The sequence below is a fragment of the Neochlamydia sp. EPS4 genome (genome assembly GCF_000813665.1).
Taxonomy (GTDB): Bacteria; Chlamydiota; Chlamydiia; order Chlamydiales; family Parachlamydiaceae; genus Neochlamydia.
In genome coordinates this window covers 1-16,880 of the sequence record NZ_JSDQ01000028.1, presented here as the reverse complement: position 1 = coordinate 16,880, position 16,880 = coordinate 1, and the positions used below count along the sequence as shown (strand labels likewise).

Here is a 16,880-nt window from a genome sequence, read left to right as displayed (position 1 = left end):
ACTTTACGTTGGAAAAATAAAACAAAGCTTTTGATTCGTCTCCATCAATGCAGGCTTCATGGCTTACCAAGGCATCCATTAACCGTCCCTATTGATCCTCTAGCCTGTAGCTTTATTATTTTCTTATTGCCCTAGCCATTTTTTCAGCTGCCTTAATACTTTATTTATAGGCTACAGCTGCATTAGAGTTTGCTAGCTTGTCCAAATTTCTGGCGAAGCGATCGTCCTAAATAAATGTTAATATCCGTATAGAAAAACTACGTAAGGTGTAATTATTGAGATTACAAACAGCCTTTTCCTAACTCCAAATAAAAAAGAGATCGATAGAGATAGAAGAGTTGGGAAAAGAAGGAATTATATTTGTAACCTCTTAAAGCGCCATGGCAAAAAAGAAACATGGCTAGAAGCTGTTAAAGTAAAGAGAGTATAACAATCATAGATGTAGCTAGGGCTGTTTACCTACGTTAAGGGAGAGCCAAAGAAATGATTCTGCAATTCCTAAATAGCCAAAAAATAGGGTTTCTTCTTGAGCAGAGGTGTCAATCGCTACCATCTTCTCTTCATGGCTTACTAATTTTAGGCCGAGCCAATTATCCTATTAGCAAAGCCATTAAACTTCCTCTTACCATTCACCTTTTCTTCCAGCCTCCTTATATAGCCCTTAAGCTTGAACCGATTGAAAACTGTGGCGCAATTTACTTAGCCGTTAATGGTTGAATGGTGCCCATCAGAATTACAAAAGGCTATAAAAGATGGCGATAGCTTTGGGGAGAAGGATTGCCTAAACGAAAAGAGGATGATGTGTTGTATCGTATGCTCAATTGCAGAAAGAGGTAATTGAAAGAGTATTAAAAGCGAACAATTTGCTCGAGTAAATTATCTATTTCCAGCCCTATTTAAAAAATAAACCGGTTTATAAGGGGAAAGATCGCAAATCAGTTTATTGACAGTCTGCGCTTAAAATGTAAATGATGGCATGGATTACCTATTACCTAAAATGCCTAGAGGGCTTGTCAGCTCTTTTCTTGCATCTACAAGCGCATGCGTCCTTCTTAATAGATTGCCTTGCCGACGTTGAGCTATTTGTTACTTGCTGAGCCCATACTTGCATCTGTAGGCGCGCTAAAGAGCTTGGACAATAGCTTGGAAGAATTTAGATCATAAGCGTCCAACAGGATGTAGCCTGTGATTCTTCTAAGGGTAAAGCGAAGAAAGAGTGGAAAATGCATCAGCCTGATAATGGCAAATGGAGAATTTAGACGAAGGGCTACTTATTTACCTAGACCTGCATGAGATTATTTATCAAGTAAATTACCAGCAGCAGATAGCAACAAAACGGATGATTGAGTGGCTAACGAGATGATCCTTTAAGCTACCAAAGAATGTTCATGGAGATGCTGCTTACAAGCAACCTTCGTTCCCTTTATCTTATAGGCGAGGTATATAGACTCTTTAGTGCCTTCAGGACGAGGAAGGTTAAAGCCAGAAGACGGGCAAGCCCAACAAAAACAAGAGAAGTGATGCTTTAAAAGTTGTTAAAGGCTTAGGAGTAGGCGATAAAGCTAGGCAGCTTTAGAAAAAGCTCTGCTGCTATCCTAGCAGATTGCTTGCTGGAGCAGGAATGCCTTCGCTTTAAAAAACATGGCAAAAAATTCTCGGCAGAAGCTCCTCGCACAGGGAGACTAGCTCGTCAGAGACGAACCTTATATATTCAGAACAGCGATTATAAATAAGCTGGCAAAAATTAAAATGCCTCCTGGCCAACGGGTACTAACTTAGATGACAAAGCATAATAGGAGACTACACTTTAGACAGAAGGAGGGTTACATCATTTCGAGGCACAGCCATTAATCCCAATTGCCAAATCTTTTTAATTTTTATTATTTTAAAACCCCTACCTTATTTAATTAATTAGCTTATCTCAAACAAAACTAAACAAAACATTTAATAATAAATGTATCATATAATTGATAGTTTATTATACAATGTAATTATATATTTTTATTAGTAATCTATTAATTTAAGGAGAAAGAGATGAGTAGTCCTATGCGCAGAGTAGAAGAAGTAAAAGACCTTGAAATGAATAAAATCCTAGGGAGCTTAAATAGCATGCCTAAGCAAGGCGCCTCCTGGAAAGGTCATACATGGAACATAATTAAGGATAGTTTAAATAGCTTGATAAAGAGCATTAGAACAGGACATTGGATTTCTGGCGAGCAATATAGGAATGATAAGTTTTCCGAGACATTAAGACTGCTTAGCACTAGTGTTATAAAACTTAAAGGTGCGATGCAAGAATCTAATGTAGAAATCCAATTAAATTCTTCTGAACAGGAAATAGATAATTACTCGTTTCATCAGGCAAATTATCTTTTAACCTTAGCGGTTAAAACCCATGCAATGAAAATAAATGAGATATTGGAAAAAATTGATACCACCAAGTTTAATTCAGAAAATGCAAACTATCTAAATGAGATTGGAACTAATGTAGATCAGTTAAATAATATTTGTGCAGATGTTTTAATTGCCGAAACAGATTTTATCAATCAAGCTCAAGAAAAAAAGCTTAGAGATTTTAATAGAGAAGAAGAGATGAAAATTCTACCAGGTAAGCTGCATGAAGAATTAACAGCTCTACGAGAAGCTCTAAGCAACTACATTAACCCTTTAAGTAGCGATGAAGAGAATAGGAGTTCGCTCATGGCAAGGGATAACTTGGACCTGTTATTAGAGTCAATCGCTAATGACCTAGAACCCGAAGCATTAAAAAAAGAATCCAAAAAAGCGATTAAGCTTACGGAAGGTTTTTTAAAAGAAGCTTCTATCTCTTCAGAGGAAATAAAAACTATTCTTGTTAAGCTAAAAGCGACTCATGAGCGCTATGCAAACTTGCTGAAGGAAGATTAAAAGCTCTACGTTTCACCTAAACAAACTAGCGCGGGATTTTCCGCGCTTTATTCAACTTTTTCCGAATTGATTTGTGAAGTAAGCAAGTCACATAAAGTGCTTAACTCAGGGACATCCAGATTAAGCTGCTGGCTTATCACTTTAAACGCCTCTATTTCCTCTAAAAACATTTTAAAAGCATCTTCTCTACCACACTTGGCTACCAAGTTGATTAACTTCCCTTGATGAGCATCTTGCTCGACATCTCCAAAATCATCAGCAATTTGAAAAGCCATGCCAAAATGATAAGCAGCTTTTTTTATATCTGTAAGTTTATCTAAAGCTCCTCCTCCATACAACCATCCTAAGACAAAAGAAATCTCAAATAAAGTGCCCGTTTTCATCCGAATAATTTCTTTTAGGGTATTTATTTTTAGATCAGGAGGATAGATATCTAAAAATTGCCCCCCTGTAGCCCCCAAAAGACCTGTATTAAATGAGCAATTTTCTAGAGCAAGAAGGCAAATTCTATCACTATGGGCAGAATGAAGTGCTCGCGATAAGCTTAGTACTTTTGCATTCTTAGCAAGAAACTCATACCCCGAAGCAATTAAAGCATAACTAGCTAATAATGCGAGAGATTCTCCATAGACTTTATGAGCACTAGGCTTATCCCTTCGCACATCATCGTTATCCATACAGGGCAAATCGTCCGCCAATAAAGAAGCGGTATGGAAAAACTCAACAGCAAGAGCTGCAAAAGATACATCTACTGAGGCATTCAAAGCTTTAGCAATTACTAGTACCAAAAAAGGGCGAAAACGCTTACCACCATTCATTAAGGCATACTCACAGACGTCACGCAAGTTTGTTTTAGGACCTAGCAGAGGGATAGCTTGACGCAAGCTTGATTCGAAAGAGAGCTGGTAGGGTGCTAAAATGTAAGAAAAAGGATCATTTTTAATCATAGACAGTAAGCTTTAAGTAATTTTAATAATAAATTTTATAGCAAGACTTTTAAAGTGGAGTAACGATCGCTTTTTGAGATGAGCGAATAAGTTGATGGGAAGCTATATATCCTCCTGCATTTACACATGGATAACAGATCACCTGTTTGCCCCATAAAGTTCCGGGATTGGTTACAGAATTACAACCTACTTGCGAATCATCGCCTATAATAGCACCAAATTTTTTTAAGTCTGTTTCAATGAAGTCTCCATCTAAATAGATAGAAACATTTTGACGATTTAATCTCAGATTAGCACATTTTGTTCCAGCACCTAAATTTACACGCGAGCCCAAAATGGTATCACCAAGGTAAGCAAAATGGCCAGCTTGAGCCTTGTCAAACATGATAGCATTTTTCACCTCGGTAGCATGGCCAATTACACATTCATTTCCAGCAATAAAGTTGCCTCGAATGTAGGCACCATGACGCACACTACAATTTTGGCCAATGATACAAGGACCTTTAATATAAGCACCAGGTTCAATAATAGTACCGTGACCGATAGAAATTAAATGAGGATTTACCAAATAAGTTCCCTGTGGAACAGGAGCTTCAATTTCTCCTAACGCAAGAGTTTGCAGGTAAGAGGGGATAAGAGACAAAGCGTTCCATACAAAAGTACAACTCTTAAAAAGTCTAGCATGCGCAAAGGTAGTAAGATCAAAAAAAATAGTCAGGCGAAAAATTATTCATAGCTTAAAGGTATAATAAAAAAAAACGAAGAATACAAGACTATTCTTGTAGACAAGAAAAGCAAATAATAATTTTAAGCATCTTTAAACTAAAGAAGAATATAGTTCTTAATAAATTTATTCTTCTTCCTCTTAAGGTGTGGAAATGTAGATAACCCTATCTATTTACTTCTGTTCTAAGTCTGTTGATAAGTTGTTGATAGAGTGTTGAAAAGCGGCCAGTTAATAACAATTTAAGCTTATCGACAGGCCTATACACAAATTCATGAACCTAAATCACCCTACTTATGAACAGAAAATTTTTTTCCTTTATTTCTTAAAAATTAAATTTTTTTGCTTTTTTCCAAGCTAAAAAATTTTTTTTTGGCATTGGAGCGCGGCTTATCCATAAGGGAGAGAAAAAAAATTAACGACTTAATGGATGGATCTTCTTTCTCTAATCTACTAAAGAGACTTATAATCTTTTTCCTCAAGTAGCTAATTCTCCCTTCAGGTATTTGAATATCAAATTTTGGAGAATAGCTATTAAAAAGCTCTAAGGACCCACTAGTTTACACTTTTTACAAATTTTTTCATGAATACTTATAAAGATATCCATTGTCCTCATTTTGCTATCTGTTCAGGTTGTACGATCAATAAAGATGTCGATCATCCCCCTCTTTTAGAAGAAGTTCAGAACTTTTTTTCTGAACACAGCGTGCCTTTTAATTACTATTCTGAGCAAGTGGTGAAATGGCGTTACCGTGCTAAGCTGGCAGTGAGAGGCTCTGCTGAAAACCCTCTTATCGGCCTCTATGAAAATGGAACCCATCAAGTAGTAGATATACCCTTATGCCAAGTGCATCATCCTTCAATTAACCAAGCCGTTGAAAAATTAAAAACATGGATCAAAGCTAATAAAATCAAGCCTTATAATGAAATCACACAGGAAGGGCTGTTGCGTTATGTCCAGTGTGTTGTTAATAGGTCAAGCGGACGTGTACAGCTTTCTTTAGTTCTAAATGCTTCTGGTGGAAGAGAAGAGCTTTTAGCGGCCAAGCTTTTATGGGAGCTAAATCCCGATGGATGGCATTCAATATGGATTAACTGGAATCAGCAGAGAACAAATGTAATATTTGGCAAAGAATGGGTGTTAGTAGAAGGCGAAGAAGACTTGTGGGAAACGCTTGCGGGCGCTAAGGTTTGCTTTCATCCAGCCAACTTCGCCCAAGCCAATTTAGCTGTATTTGAAAGGTTGTTAAATGATTTGAAAAGTAGCCTAATAGCTAAGGAAAAAATTGTTGAATACTACGCTGGCGTGGGGGTGATAGGTTTTTCATTAGCAAAGAAAGCTGAGAAGATTGAATGCTGTGAAATTAACCCTTGGGCCCAAATTTCTTTTGAAAAAGCTCGTCAGCACCAAGGTTTTTCTCATATTTCTTTAGTTTCAGGTTCCTCTTCCTCTCATACAGAACTATTAAATCATGCAAATGTAGTCATTGTAGATCCTCCGCGTAAGGGCTTAGATCGCTCCTTGCTTAGTGCTTTGCTTGAAAATGAATTTCCTCAGGAACTGCACTACATTAGCTGTGGTTGGAACTCTTTTAAACACGATTGTAAAGAACTAGCAAAGAGCTGGCAACTTATCTGTGCTCAAGCTTATTTATTTTTTCCTGGTACCAACCAATTAGAAGTCGTAGCAAAATTTAAGAAAAAATAAATAATACACTTTCCAGCTACTCCTTATGCAGCCTTGTACTTTATAAAATCGCTTTCATTAAGTAGAGAGGCAGCTTTCCGAAGGCTGGGTGGTGACTAAGCTTTTTTGACACTTTAACGTGCAAAGCTCTTTCTTGAGTAGCGATAAGCTAGTTTTAAAGGCTTATAAAGCAAGGCTATATGAAGAAGCCCTTACTTATCTACACTGCTTTGCAGTCGTAGCACATGTCTCTTTATTCCCTTCTTAATTTTTAATTTTTATCTTCCCCATATAAGCATTCTTATATGCTTTGAAAAGTCTACCTACTTTACCATGAAGGGGAAAATCAAATCTTTATACGCAGAATCTCTTCACGCAAGGTCGTAATTTTTTTAACTTATAAATCTATGAAGGGTGGTTCAAAAAGCCTCATCTTTTTAATGATAATATCATTTCTATAGCTTGATAAGCCTCTTGGGCTCAGGCATATTGCAGTAAAAGTTAAAGAAGAAATCTTTAAGCGAAGCTGCCTATCTATGAAATGTCTTAAACAGCGTAATAAAGGAAGAAATAATTTAAAAATAAAGCTTTAATGCGCTTGCATTACTTCTAAATACAAAAATTTTTAGTAAAGAGGAATAAGAATCTGAGTGAGAGGATTCGAACCTCCGACCCCTTGCACCCCATGCAAGTGCGCTAGCCAAGCTGCGCTACACTCAGATAAGAAATGATTAATTTGCCGTCATGCCTTCGAATTGCATTTCAGTTTTTTTGAAATCTCTGACAGCCATACGAGCACAATGTTCGATAATTTTTTCCAAAGGATCAGTTGGGTCTACTTCAGCGGCACTTATATCTACAGAAATAGAAGCGCTAAAGGAGGTACCCCCTCTCAATCCTTTTACTTTAAAGTTGGCAAAAATTCCATCTTTTTTCTTTGATATATTGATAAAACGAATTAAATTGTTTTCAGCTATATTCATCATATGTATCCTTTAAAAGGCCATATGATAAAGACCTTCTTCCTTTATCGTCAATGTTTTTAAAAAGATGATAGAGGGCCGGGAAAACTTTTTAGCAAAAAGATTAGTGCTTAGGATAAGCATCAAAAGCATAGAGGAAAGAAACTTTATAAGTTTTACTAGTGACATTTGAAAAGGTTTGTTAATTTCTTTTAAATTAGGAGAAGATTATGACAGGATTTGAACTTGGATTGTCTTGGCAAAAAGCTTTAAAAGACGAATTACAAAAGCCCTATTTACAAGAATTAGAAGCATTTGTAGAACGAGAAAGATTTCAAGGTTTCAACGTTTTTCCTCCACGTGAATTAGTCTTTAATGCTTTTCGCATGACGCCGTATGAGTCTGTCAGAGTAGTTATTATGGGGCAAGATCCCTATCATGGACCCCGCCAAGCGCATGGACTTTCTTTTAGCGTTCCTGAAGGTGTCCGTCCTCCCCCCTCTTTGCAAAATATCATTAAGGAGCTTAATGCAGATGTCCAAATACCTATACCTAAGCATGGATGCTTAATCCATTGGGCTGAACAAGGTGTTTTATTATTGAATGCTACTCTCACTGTTCGGCAAGGGGAGCCCCTGTCGCACCACGGAAAGGGCTGGGAACGTTTTACCGATGCGGTCATTGAACATTTAGTAAATGGCAAGGAAAATTTAATTTTTATCTTATGGGGAAAGTCGGCACAAGAGAAATGTCGTCATATCATTGCTAGCCATGAGGAAAAAAAGCATCACATTTTAATGGCAGCCCATCCCTCGCCTTATGCAGCTCAACAAGGTTTCTTTGGATGCCGTCATTTTTCTAAAGTCAATGACATATTGCGCACCAAAAAACAAGAACCTATTGATTGGGCTATACCATAAAATAATGGCATGCAAGTTGCTGATTATTTCTTCTATAAAATCAAAAATTTTATAAAAGAATCTAGTAAATCTTTGCTAACTCCTAAGGTAGCTAAATGCTTTATTTTTAAAAACGGCAAGAAGATTCCTCTATCTCACGGGAAAACTTAATAAGTTTTGAAAAAAAAGAAGAATGCTTTGTTTTAACAAAAATGCTGAAGAAAAGTTTTTTAATAAAAAATTAATTTGTGTATAGTTTAATTGAAATAAAGATGTGTTATTTATTATAATATATTAAAGAGCTCTATCGCTTAGTAGTAAATTTTTCTGCTTCTTAATCTTTTAAAGTTTGGGTAAATTTATGATAATTGAGCAGGATCTAAAAAAGATTTTTCAAAAGTTAGATCACGATCAGGTCTTACATCTCCAGTTAAATGAAAATGAGCTAGGAATAAAAGTTTTTGATGGGGCTTCGAAAATATTTTTAACTACTAGGGTTTATAAGGGAGATAATTTTATTCCAAAAAGTGTAAGGAATGGGATTGCAAGAAAAGCTCCTTGGAGTCGTGCCTCTATTAAAACTTTCCTTTCCGTCAATGAAAACCAATATCATGTCGATTTGAATTATTTAGGCTTATTACAACAAATGAATGCGCAAAGTTTTGCACTTTTAATGGAAGACTTTGCAAGCCTTGCCTATGGATGGAGAGTTTATTTAGACGAACAGGACCAGAACGACTTAATACATGTGCGTGTATAACTTTAAGTTTTCTTCCTAATTATAAAGAAAGAAATGTTTATATTTACTCTTGTAGGACTAAGATATGCGTATAAACTTTGATACCACTCATATTGAAAATTTTTTGAACGATTCTTCTGAAAAATATATGGTGACTTTGAATGAAAATTCACTACGATTTGTTCCTTTAAGGCAAACATCCATTTTCCACAGAATAGCGGCATGGTTTGGATGCGGGCCTCTTAACCTTAATAATATAGCTAATTTCATCAGCCATCATAACGAGGAAATCAATCAAAAGTTAACTCCTGCAAATCAGATACTTTTTTACCAAAAACTCATTGGAAAATGCTTACATTACAATAGTAACTATATCCACGCTTTCTCTCATGTTCCAAATTCTGTTTTAAATGCTTTTGAAAAGCATGTGCCTATGTGTAGTGATGCCTTCTTTTCAAAAGAAACGACTTATCATTCACGGGAGGATGGATTAGATGGAAATGCGGATTTCAGCTACTCGAATGGAAGACTAGGCTTTGGTTATGTGGTAGATGGCGCAGGGCATAATAATCCGTATATGCAACCCGTATTACAAGAGTTATTGCGAAACTTTACCCAGTCTTATGAGCAAGCTCTAGAGACGCGTAAGTTCAAAACAATTGAATCGGCACAACAATTCTTAACAGATCAACTTGGACAATTGGCGCGGACCTTAACTTCAGATTCGCGGCCTATCCATAAAAATTCCAGTACTTTTGAAGACCTCTCTTATCATCCCGCTATTAGTTTTGCTCAAACTATTAAAATTGGCTCCAGTTACTATTTACTCAGCGTAGAGCTAGCAGACACGATGATTGTCATTAAAAAAGCAAATGGAACCTTTGATACCTCTTTAGCTACCTCTAGGCCTGATTTTGGCTTAGGAAGCGGCACAATTAATGTGCACACTACCCCCATTAGTCCGGGGGATACCATTATTGGCTTTTCCGATGGAATTGGTGAATATTTAACTTTAGAAGAATGCACGGAAATTATCCCAAGCAGCATGCCATCTAATCTATTAGAAAATTTTAAAGATAAAATTATTGATAAGGGCAAAGAATTCACAAAGAGAGTATCCGATACAAGTATGCGTCGTGAAGACGACATACAATCAGCTAACCAATCTAGATATATTAAATATCATACTTTTGACGTAGCCAGCCCGCGTTATCATGATGATATTAGCCTATTTGCTCTGACAGTTTAAAAGCCTTCTATAGCTGTAGCAGATACTTAGGCTGACCTGTTTTAACCTAAAAAAATTCTTTACCGCACCTATTTAAAAAAATCGTGAATTTTCTTTTAGTGCTAGCTTAAATAAGGATATGTGTCATTAACTGGCAGGCCTTGTTACGTAAATGATCTAATAGCTCGTCTGTTAAGTACTATCCCTAAGTTAGCACCCACTGCCCTTTGGGGCATTCCAAGCTTTGTCGTCCTATTCATAGCCAAAGATTTAGCATATAATTCTGCTTGCTGAGGCTAATTTCCTAGAGCGAAAGTCTCCTCCAAAGCTTCTTTTAAAGCGGTACATCGCCGTTTCGGCAAGCGATCTTCTATGATAGCCACAAAGCTTCTTCCAAAGCTGCCTAACCTCATTATCGCCTCCCAAGCTTTGAATGACTTTTAAGTTATCATTTCTTTTTTCATCTAAGGTTTGTCCCTCTCTTGGCTTAGCCTTCCTCCTCTTCTGGTAGGTACCACAGGATCTATGCCTCGAACATAAGATGATCGATAGAAAGCTTGTCTATCATAAGCGCCATCTCCACAAACGATTTTTACGCTTTTTGGCAGCTTGGAGCTCATCTGGTTCGTTATTAAATCATCGGCTTCATTACTCGAGGTTAACTCACTCAAGATAATCTCGTGTGAGTCTGGGCAAACGCATAAGTGAATCTTTCTCCAAGTCCTCTGCTTTGCCATGCTGGCGTACTTTCCACTCTCCTTCGCCATAAACTTTCACCCCAGTGGAGTCAAAAACTATGTCTGTCGGACGCTTACGGCTTAGCTTTTTAAGCTCTTGCCCAAGCTCCTTAGCATGTCTGCAAATGCGCGTATAACAACGAACAGGCAGTCCCAAAGCCAGCAAAGTAATCAGAGACAAGAGAAATCCTCGCAAAGTGCGAAAGGGCAAATGATAAACGGCCCTAATCATCAACGCGCATAAGATAGCGTCAGCGGAGTAAATTCTTGGGCGCCCCTTCTTTCCTTAAGCTTTTATTTTCCCTCCATCCTTTAATGGTTCCATCCGAGAACCATAAAGTTATGCTTCCTCTTTGCACTAAAGCTTTGTTATACTCGGACCAATTACATATACGGTAAGTAAGCTTTTTTTCCATAGCTTGCCTATATTTTTGTTTTAGCAAACTAATTTTATAGCTCTTAAGCGTTAAAGAGCAATCTTATCGCATACACTTCTTACCATTTACGCAACAACGCCGCATCTAACCTAATCTATTTTCTTATTGATATTTTTTATTAATAGTTTCATTTAATTTTATTAGAACTTATAGTAACCTATTTTCATAAGACTCCTTTTATGGATGTTTTATTTCCTTTAATTAAAGGTTATAAAATTGAATGCCAACTTTTTTTATAGATTTTCAAATTTAAAATAACCTTTATAAAAAACAGATGATCTACTCGAAAATAGCTTCAAGTTTTTTATAGCTAATTTTGGATGAGGCTTATGAGTTATATAGCAGATTATAAGCCAAGGGGATAAGACTACGGGATGATAAAGAAAGTGTATATAAGCAATTACATAACAGTAAAAACAAACCCTTTATTTAAAAAATTTTACTTTGTGAGAAAAAATGAATTTTTCTTATATAGCTAATTTACCCTTTTTAACATTAAATAATACCTACTTTTAAAGGAGAAATATTATGCAACCTACCAATAACGAACAATCGGGCGCAACTAGTAGTTCGACAGCATCTAGCTCAGAGCCTCAACAATCTGGCAGCAGTTGGAATGCTCGTACCTGGAGCCCCTCGTCCTCTTTTCAACCTCGTCCTTTTCAGCCTCGTCCTTTTCAGCCTCGTCCTTTTCAACCCACCAGCTTTCGTCCTACCTCTTATACATCCGCCTCTACATCTCCTAGCCCGGTAGTTAATGGACAATCAAATTTTCAAAGTCCACCGCCTGCTTTAAATCCCTCATGCCTTGCATCTGTATTTCATGAAACAGCCATTCAAGCTCCTTCTAGAGATTGTCAAAAATTAGTTATGCAATCTTTAAAAAAAGGAACACTGAGTATTAAAGAAGAAAGGGAAATGCTAGAAAAAATAAAAGCTAGCTCAGCTGAGCAATTAACCCAAACAATGGCTTGGCGCAAGCAAATAGATGAAAATATAACTTCATTTTATGATGAATCGATGAAGATGAATAAGCTTTACAGTTCTTTAGCCTTTAAAATTGCAAACGCCTTAAAGGATGCTACTATAGCAAGCATACGAACAGGTGAAGCACTACAAATGGATTATTTGGAGCTGACACAGGAAGAATTTAAGAATTATAAGGAGATTATGCTTGCTGCTGTTAAGCAAAATGGCTTAGCACTTCAGTTCGCAAGCCGGGAGTTAAAAGAAGATAAAGAAGTTGTGCTTGCTGCTGTTAAGCAAAATGGCTTGGCACTTCAGTTCGCCAGCCAGGAACTAAAAGAAAATAAAGAAGTTGTGCTTGCTGCCGTTAAGCAAAATGGCTTGGCACTTCAGTTCGTCAGCGAAGAGCTTAAGAATGGTAAAGATATTGTATTAGCCGCTGGGCAAGAAGATTGCTGAGCTTTTTCTTTCGCTCATGTGAAGTTATATGAATAATCAGGAGATTGTGCGTGCTAGCAATAAGCAATATATCTTGCAACTTGGAGATTGCTATCTTCAACTGCCCGAATAATAATTTGGAGAAAGCTGAGGTTCTGCGAAATGAATTAGCCTTAAGGGTAGCTATCTTAAATCAACGCGAGTTATCGGATAAGAAAGCAATCTAAGGCTGCTTCAAATCATGCCTTAAGCTGTAAGCCAACTCATTAACTTTTGCTTTTCCATGCGAGTAAATTGCATGCAGGGCTTACAGGGCTCGTAAGCATAGGCCACTATTCCGCTGATTAGATTGACAAAAAAATTCCAAGGGCTGTGATGACGATGATGTTCGATTTGACAAGAGTTTTTCAATTTATTGTTAACGCTTTCAATGATGCCCCGTTTTCTTAATAAAATCTTATCTACCAGTGACATTAACTTGTTTTTCATGTTTTTTTTAAGCCTGGTAATAATTTATAAGCCTTTGTCGTAGAGCTTGATAAATAACTGGCGGGATATATATCCCTTATCGGCAAACATTTTGCCAAAAATGTTTTTAGACAGATTAGGAACAGGGATACGATCATCCACATTTCCTGGCGTTAACATATAAGCAAGAATTTCCCCTCTATCATTAATCACTAGATGGAGTTTGAATCCATAAAAGTACCCTGTAGAGGTTTTTCCTCTTATTGCTATTTTTTTAAAAACTCTATGGGAGTGGATGCGACGAGTATGGCATACTGTCAATAGAGTAGAATCGACAAGCGAAATGCCTGTACATTCTCCCAAGCAAGCCTGTGAATAAACAAAAATAGGAAACAAGCATGTTTTCATTAAAGTGATAAACTTATGATAGGAAAGGACATTAGGAAAGTATTTTTTTAGAGAGGGAATAACTTGCCGGACATAGTAATCTTTAAAGGTTCTATAGCCACTTCTATGAAACATGATGACAATAGTCATCGCTTCACTTAATGATAATTTCGACCCTCTATTTCTTCTATTGCTCTTTTCAGTGAGTGCTCAGTGATGGCTTTCAGCCAATATTATACGCAATTCAACCTCAAATTGTTTACAAAAATCATCTACATCGCAAAAAATGGAGATTAATAAATGGATATCTTTTTCAATCATTTTGACCTTCCAGCTTTAAGTTTTTTCTCATACAAAATACTTTTAAGCCATGTGAAGGCCTTTTTTCCACTATTTCCTTATCCGATAACTCGCGTTAAATAGCCAAGGAGTGGAAATTCTTGCTTAAGCAAGTTAGCCAATCGCTGCCTGCTTCTTCCCATGCTTTGCTAACTTTAGACCGAGCTAGCTATCATACTAGTAAAACGCTTAAAGTTCCTTCCAATATTCACCTACTCTTTCTACCTCCTTATAGTCCTTAAGCTTAATCCTGTGTAAAACCTATGGCATTACTTGCCTAGCCATTTTTGGTCTAATCGTATTTATCGGGGGTATAAAGAACTAGAAAAGATGGCAATACCTTTCTGGAGAAAGGTGTGTTTAGAACCAAAAAGGATGAAAAGTTTATGTGCTGTATCGTATGTCTAATTACGTAAGGAGTAATTTAAAAGCGCGCTGGCATATTTCTGGAGGTAAATAAGTCAAATTTATTTGAGATAAATCTAAAGCCGTGATGTTTTTACAATTTTCTTCAATCCAACCTTTAAATAGCTCTCCTTTTTTTTCTAGAAGCAAATGCTTGATTTCTTCTCGGCTCAAGTATTTTTCCTCACCAGGAAGTTTTTTCCAAAGTAAAAGGCGATTAATATTTAAGAGATAAGAAGCGTAATTAGCCAGAGTTAAGCCTCTTTTTTCTTCTGTTTTCTCTTTAAATTCCAAAGGAGAAATAGATTTAGCTAAGGTAAAAACTTGATAAGCTTTTTCAGTAGAGGTAAGTATAGGATTGAGTTGATAAACTTTAGCTAACATAAGAGTTCGCTGGGTAGTAGCATTTCTCCTGGGGAAGTGAAGCTGGGCTATTTTTTTATAAAGAGAAGACATGACTTCAGAAGCCAGCAGATGATGCCATCTTTTACAGACGCTAAATAAGGAAGGAACTGTGCAGGCCTCTAAGATAGGGAGCAGCAATTCATTGGGCAAACTTTCAATAGAGGCTGAAGAGATAGGATGCATTTTATCTCCTTGAGTAGTAATGACCTTTTATCATTTTTACTCCTTAAAGACAAAATAAAAAAATTAAAAAAGCAAGCCAAACGAATTTGTATCCTCATTAATAAAAAACAGCTCCTTAATTATCTGCCACCGGCGGTTTTTTTCCGGATAGATTTAAGGAAAGGGGGGCCTTCCAAACGTTCAGGAGCAGCCACAGGTTTTAGGGATTAAGTGACGCGGCAATTTTGATTTGGCTAAAAGAATGAGATTGATTCTGTGCCTTATTTGAGAAAAATGGCTCTTTTTGGTGCGATGTTTTAATTCTTCTAACGAATGATGGAATACAATACGCCTAGCTTCTTCCTATCAACAAAGGCTGTTCTCCCAGCCTAGCAATCTGCAGAAAAAGAGAGAAACTTCTTGTCATTATAAATGTATAGGTTAGCTTAAGCTTACTTAGTTGCGGGAAGGAAAGCGGATTACTTGTTTAAAGATAAGATGGCTAAAAGTTTTTTATTTCATTTTAGCCCACCCACATTTAAAAAGTACTTACGGTTATTCTACAATCGAAAACGCTGCCTTATTTTTTCGGCGATATCTTTCAAAGGATTTTCCGCTAATTCAAGCTTGGTAAGCTGAGACAGCTGCCCGATTTCTACAGGCAGACTGGTGAGCTGGTTTTGGTTTAAGTAAAGCCATAGCAGTTCAGACAGCTGCCCTATTTCTGCAGGCAGGCTGGTGAGCTGGTTTTCTCTTAAATCAAGCTCTTGCAGCTGATATAGCTGCCCGATTTCTGCAGGAAGGCTGGTGAGCTGATTTTGATTTAAGCGAAGCCGTACCAGATTAGACAGCTGTCCGATTTCTGCAGGAAGGCTGGTAAGCTGGTTTTGGCTTAAATCAAGCCATTGTAGCTGAGATAACTGGCATATTTCTGTAGGAAGGCTGGTAAGCTGGTTTTGATTTAATTCAAGCATTTGCAGCTGAGATAACTGGCATATTTCTGCAGGAAGGCTGGTGAGTTGGTTTTGGTTTAAGTAAAGCCTTTGCAGCTGAGACAACTGACATATTTCTGCAGGTAGAGCAGTGAGTTGGTTTTGGCTTAAGACAAGCGCTCGCAGCTGAGACAACAGACATATTTCTGCAGGTAGAGCAGTGAGCTGGTTTTGATTTAAGTCAAGGGTTTGCAGCTTAGATAACTGGCATATTTCTGAGGGTAAATAAGTTAAGCCTACTCTAGATAAATCTAAATCCACGATGTTTCCACAACTTTCTGCAATCCAATCTCTAAAAAGCTCTCCTTGTTTTTCTAAAGGTAAATACTTGATTTTTTCTTGACTTAAGTATGCCGCTCCACCAGGCAGTGCTTTCCACATTAACAGACGATTAATATTTATAAGATAAGAGGCATAGTTAGCCAAAGTAAAACACCTTTTTTCCTGGGTTTTCCATTTAAATTCTAGCTCCGCAGGAGCAAGGGATTTAGCTAGAGTAAAGGCCTCCTTGAAGATTGTCATAGCTTTTTCTCCTTCAGAAAGTCTACTTTCTAGCTTATAAATTCTATCTAAAATAAAAGCCTGCTTGTTAATATCCCCTTTAGAAACATGTACTTTACCTATTCGTTTATAAAGAGAAGGCATCACTTCAGAGGCCAGCAGATGATGCCATCTTTTACAGACGCTAAATAAGGAAGGAGCTGCGCAAGCCTCTAAGATAGGGAGCAGCAATTCATTGGGCAAGCTTTCAATAGAGGTCGAAGAGATAGGATGCATTTTATTTCCTTGGGTAGTAATGACTTTTCAGCATTTTTATTTATTAGAGGCAATATAAAAAAATTAAAAAAGCAAGTCAAACGAATTCGTATCCTTATACCATTTAAACGAACTCCGTAAGTAGCAGCTGTTGAGAATTGCAAACAGCCTTTTTCTAAATTCAAATAAGGAGGATAATTTAGGGAGAGAAAAGGTTTGGAAAGGAGGAAACCATGTTTGTAGCTTTTTATCATACAATAGAGGAATTAAACGCCATGGCAAAAAAGAAAGCCTA

14 protein-coding genes, 1 tRNA gene and 2 pseudogenes are annotated in these 16,880 nt (G+C 37.0%); 8 read left to right on the top strand and 9 right to left on the bottom strand.

From position 1 onward, the window contains the following. The first annotated feature begins 483 nt into the window (after nt 1-483). Both DB42_RS02055 and DB42_RS02050 read left to right on the top strand, forming a co-directional pair. Complete coding sequence (locus DB42_RS02055) at nt 484-717, top strand: hypothetical protein (RefSeq protein ID WP_044881516.1); 234 nt, start codon at nt 484-486, stop codon at nt 715-717. A 1,317-nt stretch (nt 718-2,034) separates the two neighbouring features. Then, on the top strand, nt 2,035-2,907 hold the full coding sequence (locus tag DB42_RS02050; RefSeq protein ID WP_044881515.1) for a hypothetical protein: 873 nt from the start codon (nt 2,035-2,037) through the stop codon (nt 2,905-2,907). A gap of 47 nt (nt 2,908-2,954) precedes the next feature. On the opposite strand, the gene DB42_RS02045 is transcribed toward DB42_RS02050, so the two are convergent. Both DB42_RS02045 and DB42_RS02040 read right to left on the bottom strand, forming a co-directional pair. Continuing rightward, nucleotides 2,955-3,854, bottom strand: coding sequence for a polyprenyl synthetase family protein (locus DB42_RS02045; protein ID WP_044881514.1), 900 nt, complete (start codon nt 3,852-3,854; stop codon nt 2,955-2,957). 49 nt (nt 3,855-3,903) lie between these two features. Next, a complete protein-coding gene (locus DB42_RS02040; RefSeq protein WP_238578972.1) occupies nt 3,904-4,497 on the bottom strand; it encodes a UDP-N-acetylglucosamine diphosphorylase in 594 nt (197 codons plus the stop codon). Nucleotides 4,498-5,161: 664 nt separating this feature from the next. On the opposite strand from DB42_RS02040, the gene DB42_RS02035 reads away from it, so the two are divergent. Next, nucleotides 5,162-6,286 (top strand): methyltransferase, encoded by a 1,125-nt coding sequence (locus DB42_RS02035; protein WP_044881512.1) that lies wholly within the window; start codon nt 5,162-5,164, stop codon nt 6,284-6,286. Between the two features lie 624 nt (nt 6,287-6,910). Here the strand turns inward: DB42_RS02035 and DB42_RS02030 are convergent. Both DB42_RS02030 and DB42_RS02025 read right to left on the bottom strand, forming a co-directional pair. Beyond that, a tRNA-Pro gene (locus DB42_RS02030) sits at nt 6,911-6,985 on the bottom strand. 11 nt (nt 6,986-6,996) lie between these two features. Beyond that, entirely contained in the window at nt 6,997-7,251 is a 255-nt protein-coding gene (locus DB42_RS02025; protein WP_039386540.1) for a hypothetical protein, read from the bottom strand. A gap of 206 nt (nt 7,252-7,457) precedes the next feature. Between DB42_RS02025 and ung the strand changes: the two genes are divergently transcribed. The 3 genes from ung (at nt 7,458) to DB42_RS02010 (ending at nt 10,114) form a co-directional block, all read left to right on the top strand. Further along, a complete protein-coding gene (gene ung / locus DB42_RS02020) occupies nt 7,458-8,147 on the top strand; it encodes a uracil-DNA glycosylase (RefSeq protein ID WP_042241157.1) in 690 nt (229 codons plus the stop codon). 340 nt (nt 8,148-8,487) lie between these two features. Continuing rightward, a complete protein-coding gene (locus DB42_RS02015; RefSeq protein WP_052435910.1) occupies nt 8,488-8,886 on the top strand; it encodes a hypothetical protein in 399 nt (132 codons plus the stop codon). A 64-nt stretch (nt 8,887-8,950) separates the two neighbouring features. After that, the gene (locus DB42_RS02010) at nt 8,951-10,114 is read left to right on the top strand and encodes a hypothetical protein (protein ID WP_044881511.1); all 1,164 of its coding nucleotides are present in this window, start codon (nt 8,951-8,953) and stop codon (nt 10,112-10,114) included. A gap of 443 nt (nt 10,115-10,557) precedes the next feature. Here DB42_RS02010 and DB42_RS11805 read toward each other — a convergent pair whose 3' ends face one another. Both DB42_RS11805 and DB42_RS02005 read right to left on the bottom strand, forming a co-directional pair. Next, nucleotides 10,558-10,830 (bottom strand): transposase, encoded by a 273-nt coding sequence (locus DB42_RS11805; protein ID WP_162180741.1) that lies wholly within the window; start codon nt 10,828-10,830, stop codon nt 10,558-10,560. Further along, nucleotides 10,757-11,104 (bottom strand): annotated as a pseudogene (locus DB42_RS02005) (transposase); the annotation flags it as partial. The gene DB42_RS11805 and the pseudogene DB42_RS02005, both read right to left, overlap by 74 nt. Before the next feature lie 691 nt (nt 11,105-11,795). On the opposite strand from DB42_RS02005, the gene DB42_RS11520 reads away from it, so the two are divergent. Beyond that, nucleotides 11,796-12,692, top strand: coding sequence for a DUF4116 domain-containing protein (locus DB42_RS11520; RefSeq protein ID WP_044881509.1), 897 nt, complete (start codon nt 11,796-11,798; stop codon nt 12,690-12,692). Between the two features lie 225 nt (nt 12,693-12,917). Here DB42_RS11520 and DB42_RS10785 read toward each other — a convergent pair. Beyond that, nucleotides 12,918-13,847, bottom strand: a pseudogene (locus DB42_RS10785) (IS982 family transposase). A gap of 98 nt (nt 13,848-13,945) precedes the next feature. Here DB42_RS10785 and DB42_RS11135 point away from each other — a divergent pair. Further along, nucleotides 13,946-14,107: a transposase gene (locus DB42_RS11135; protein WP_368665336.1), complete on the top strand. Its 162-nt coding sequence runs from the start codon at nt 13,946-13,948 to the stop codon at nt 14,105-14,107. 166 nt (nt 14,108-14,273) lie between these two features. Here the strand turns inward: DB42_RS11135 and DB42_RS01985 are convergent, their stop codons facing one another. Together DB42_RS01985 and DB42_RS01975 are read right to left on the bottom strand one after the other, a co-directional pair. After that, nucleotides 14,274-14,858 carry an F-box protein gene (locus DB42_RS01985; RefSeq protein ID WP_044881508.1) on the bottom strand — a complete coding sequence of 195 codons (585 nt, stop codon included), beginning with the start codon at nt 14,856-14,858 and terminating at the stop codon, nt 14,274-14,276. 539 nt (nt 14,859-15,397) lie between these two features. Next, complete coding sequence (locus tag DB42_RS01975) at nt 15,398-16,606, bottom strand: leucine-rich repeat domain-containing protein (RefSeq protein ID WP_202965062.1); 1,209 nt, start codon at nt 16,604-16,606, stop codon at nt 15,398-15,400. Between the last annotated feature and the right edge of the window lie 274 nt (nt 16,607-16,880).

What these genes read in the sequence shown, in the direction of transcription:
- DB42_RS02015 (WP_052435910.1), top strand. Translation starts at nt 8,488, where the DNA reads ATGATAATTGAGCAGGATCTAAAAAAGATTTTTCAAAAGTTAGATCAC.
- DB42_RS02025 (WP_039386540.1), bottom strand. Translation starts at nt 7,251, where the DNA reads ATGATGAATATAGCTGAAAACAATTTAATTCGTTTTATCAATATATCA.
- DB42_RS01985 (WP_044881508.1), bottom strand. Translation starts at nt 14,858, where the DNA reads ATGCATCCTATCTCTTCAGCCTCTATTGAAAGTTTGCCCAATGAATTG.
- DB42_RS02035 (WP_044881512.1), top strand. Translation starts at nt 5,162, where the DNA reads ATGAATACTTATAAAGATATCCATTGTCCTCATTTTGCTATCTGTTCA.
- DB42_RS11520 (WP_044881509.1), top strand. Translation starts at nt 11,796, where the DNA reads ATGCAACCTACCAATAACGAACAATCGGGCGCAACTAGTAGTTCGACA.
- DB42_RS02055 (WP_044881516.1), top strand. Translation starts at nt 484, where the DNA reads ATGATTCTGCAATTCCTAAATAGCCAAAAAATAGGGTTTCTTCTTGAG.
- DB42_RS02050 (WP_044881515.1), top strand. Translation starts at nt 2,035, where the DNA reads ATGAGTAGTCCTATGCGCAGAGTAGAAGAAGTAAAAGACCTTGAAATG.
- ung (WP_042241157.1), top strand. Translation starts at nt 7,458, where the DNA reads ATGACAGGATTTGAACTTGGATTGTCTTGGCAAAAAGCTTTAAAAGAC.
- DB42_RS01975 (WP_202965062.1), bottom strand. Translation starts at nt 16,606, where the DNA reads ATGCATCCTATCTCTTCGACCTCTATTGAAAGCTTGCCCAATGAATTG.
- DB42_RS11805 (WP_162180741.1), bottom strand. Translation starts at nt 10,830, where the DNA reads ATGGCAAAGCAGAGGACTTGGAGAAAGATTCACTTATGCGTTTGCCCA.
- DB42_RS02010 (WP_044881511.1), top strand. Translation starts at nt 8,951, where the DNA reads ATGCGTATAAACTTTGATACCACTCATATTGAAAATTTTTTGAACGAT.
- DB42_RS02045 (WP_044881514.1), bottom strand. Translation starts at nt 3,854, where the DNA reads ATGATTAAAAATGATCCTTTTTCTTACATTTTAGCACCCTACCAGCTC.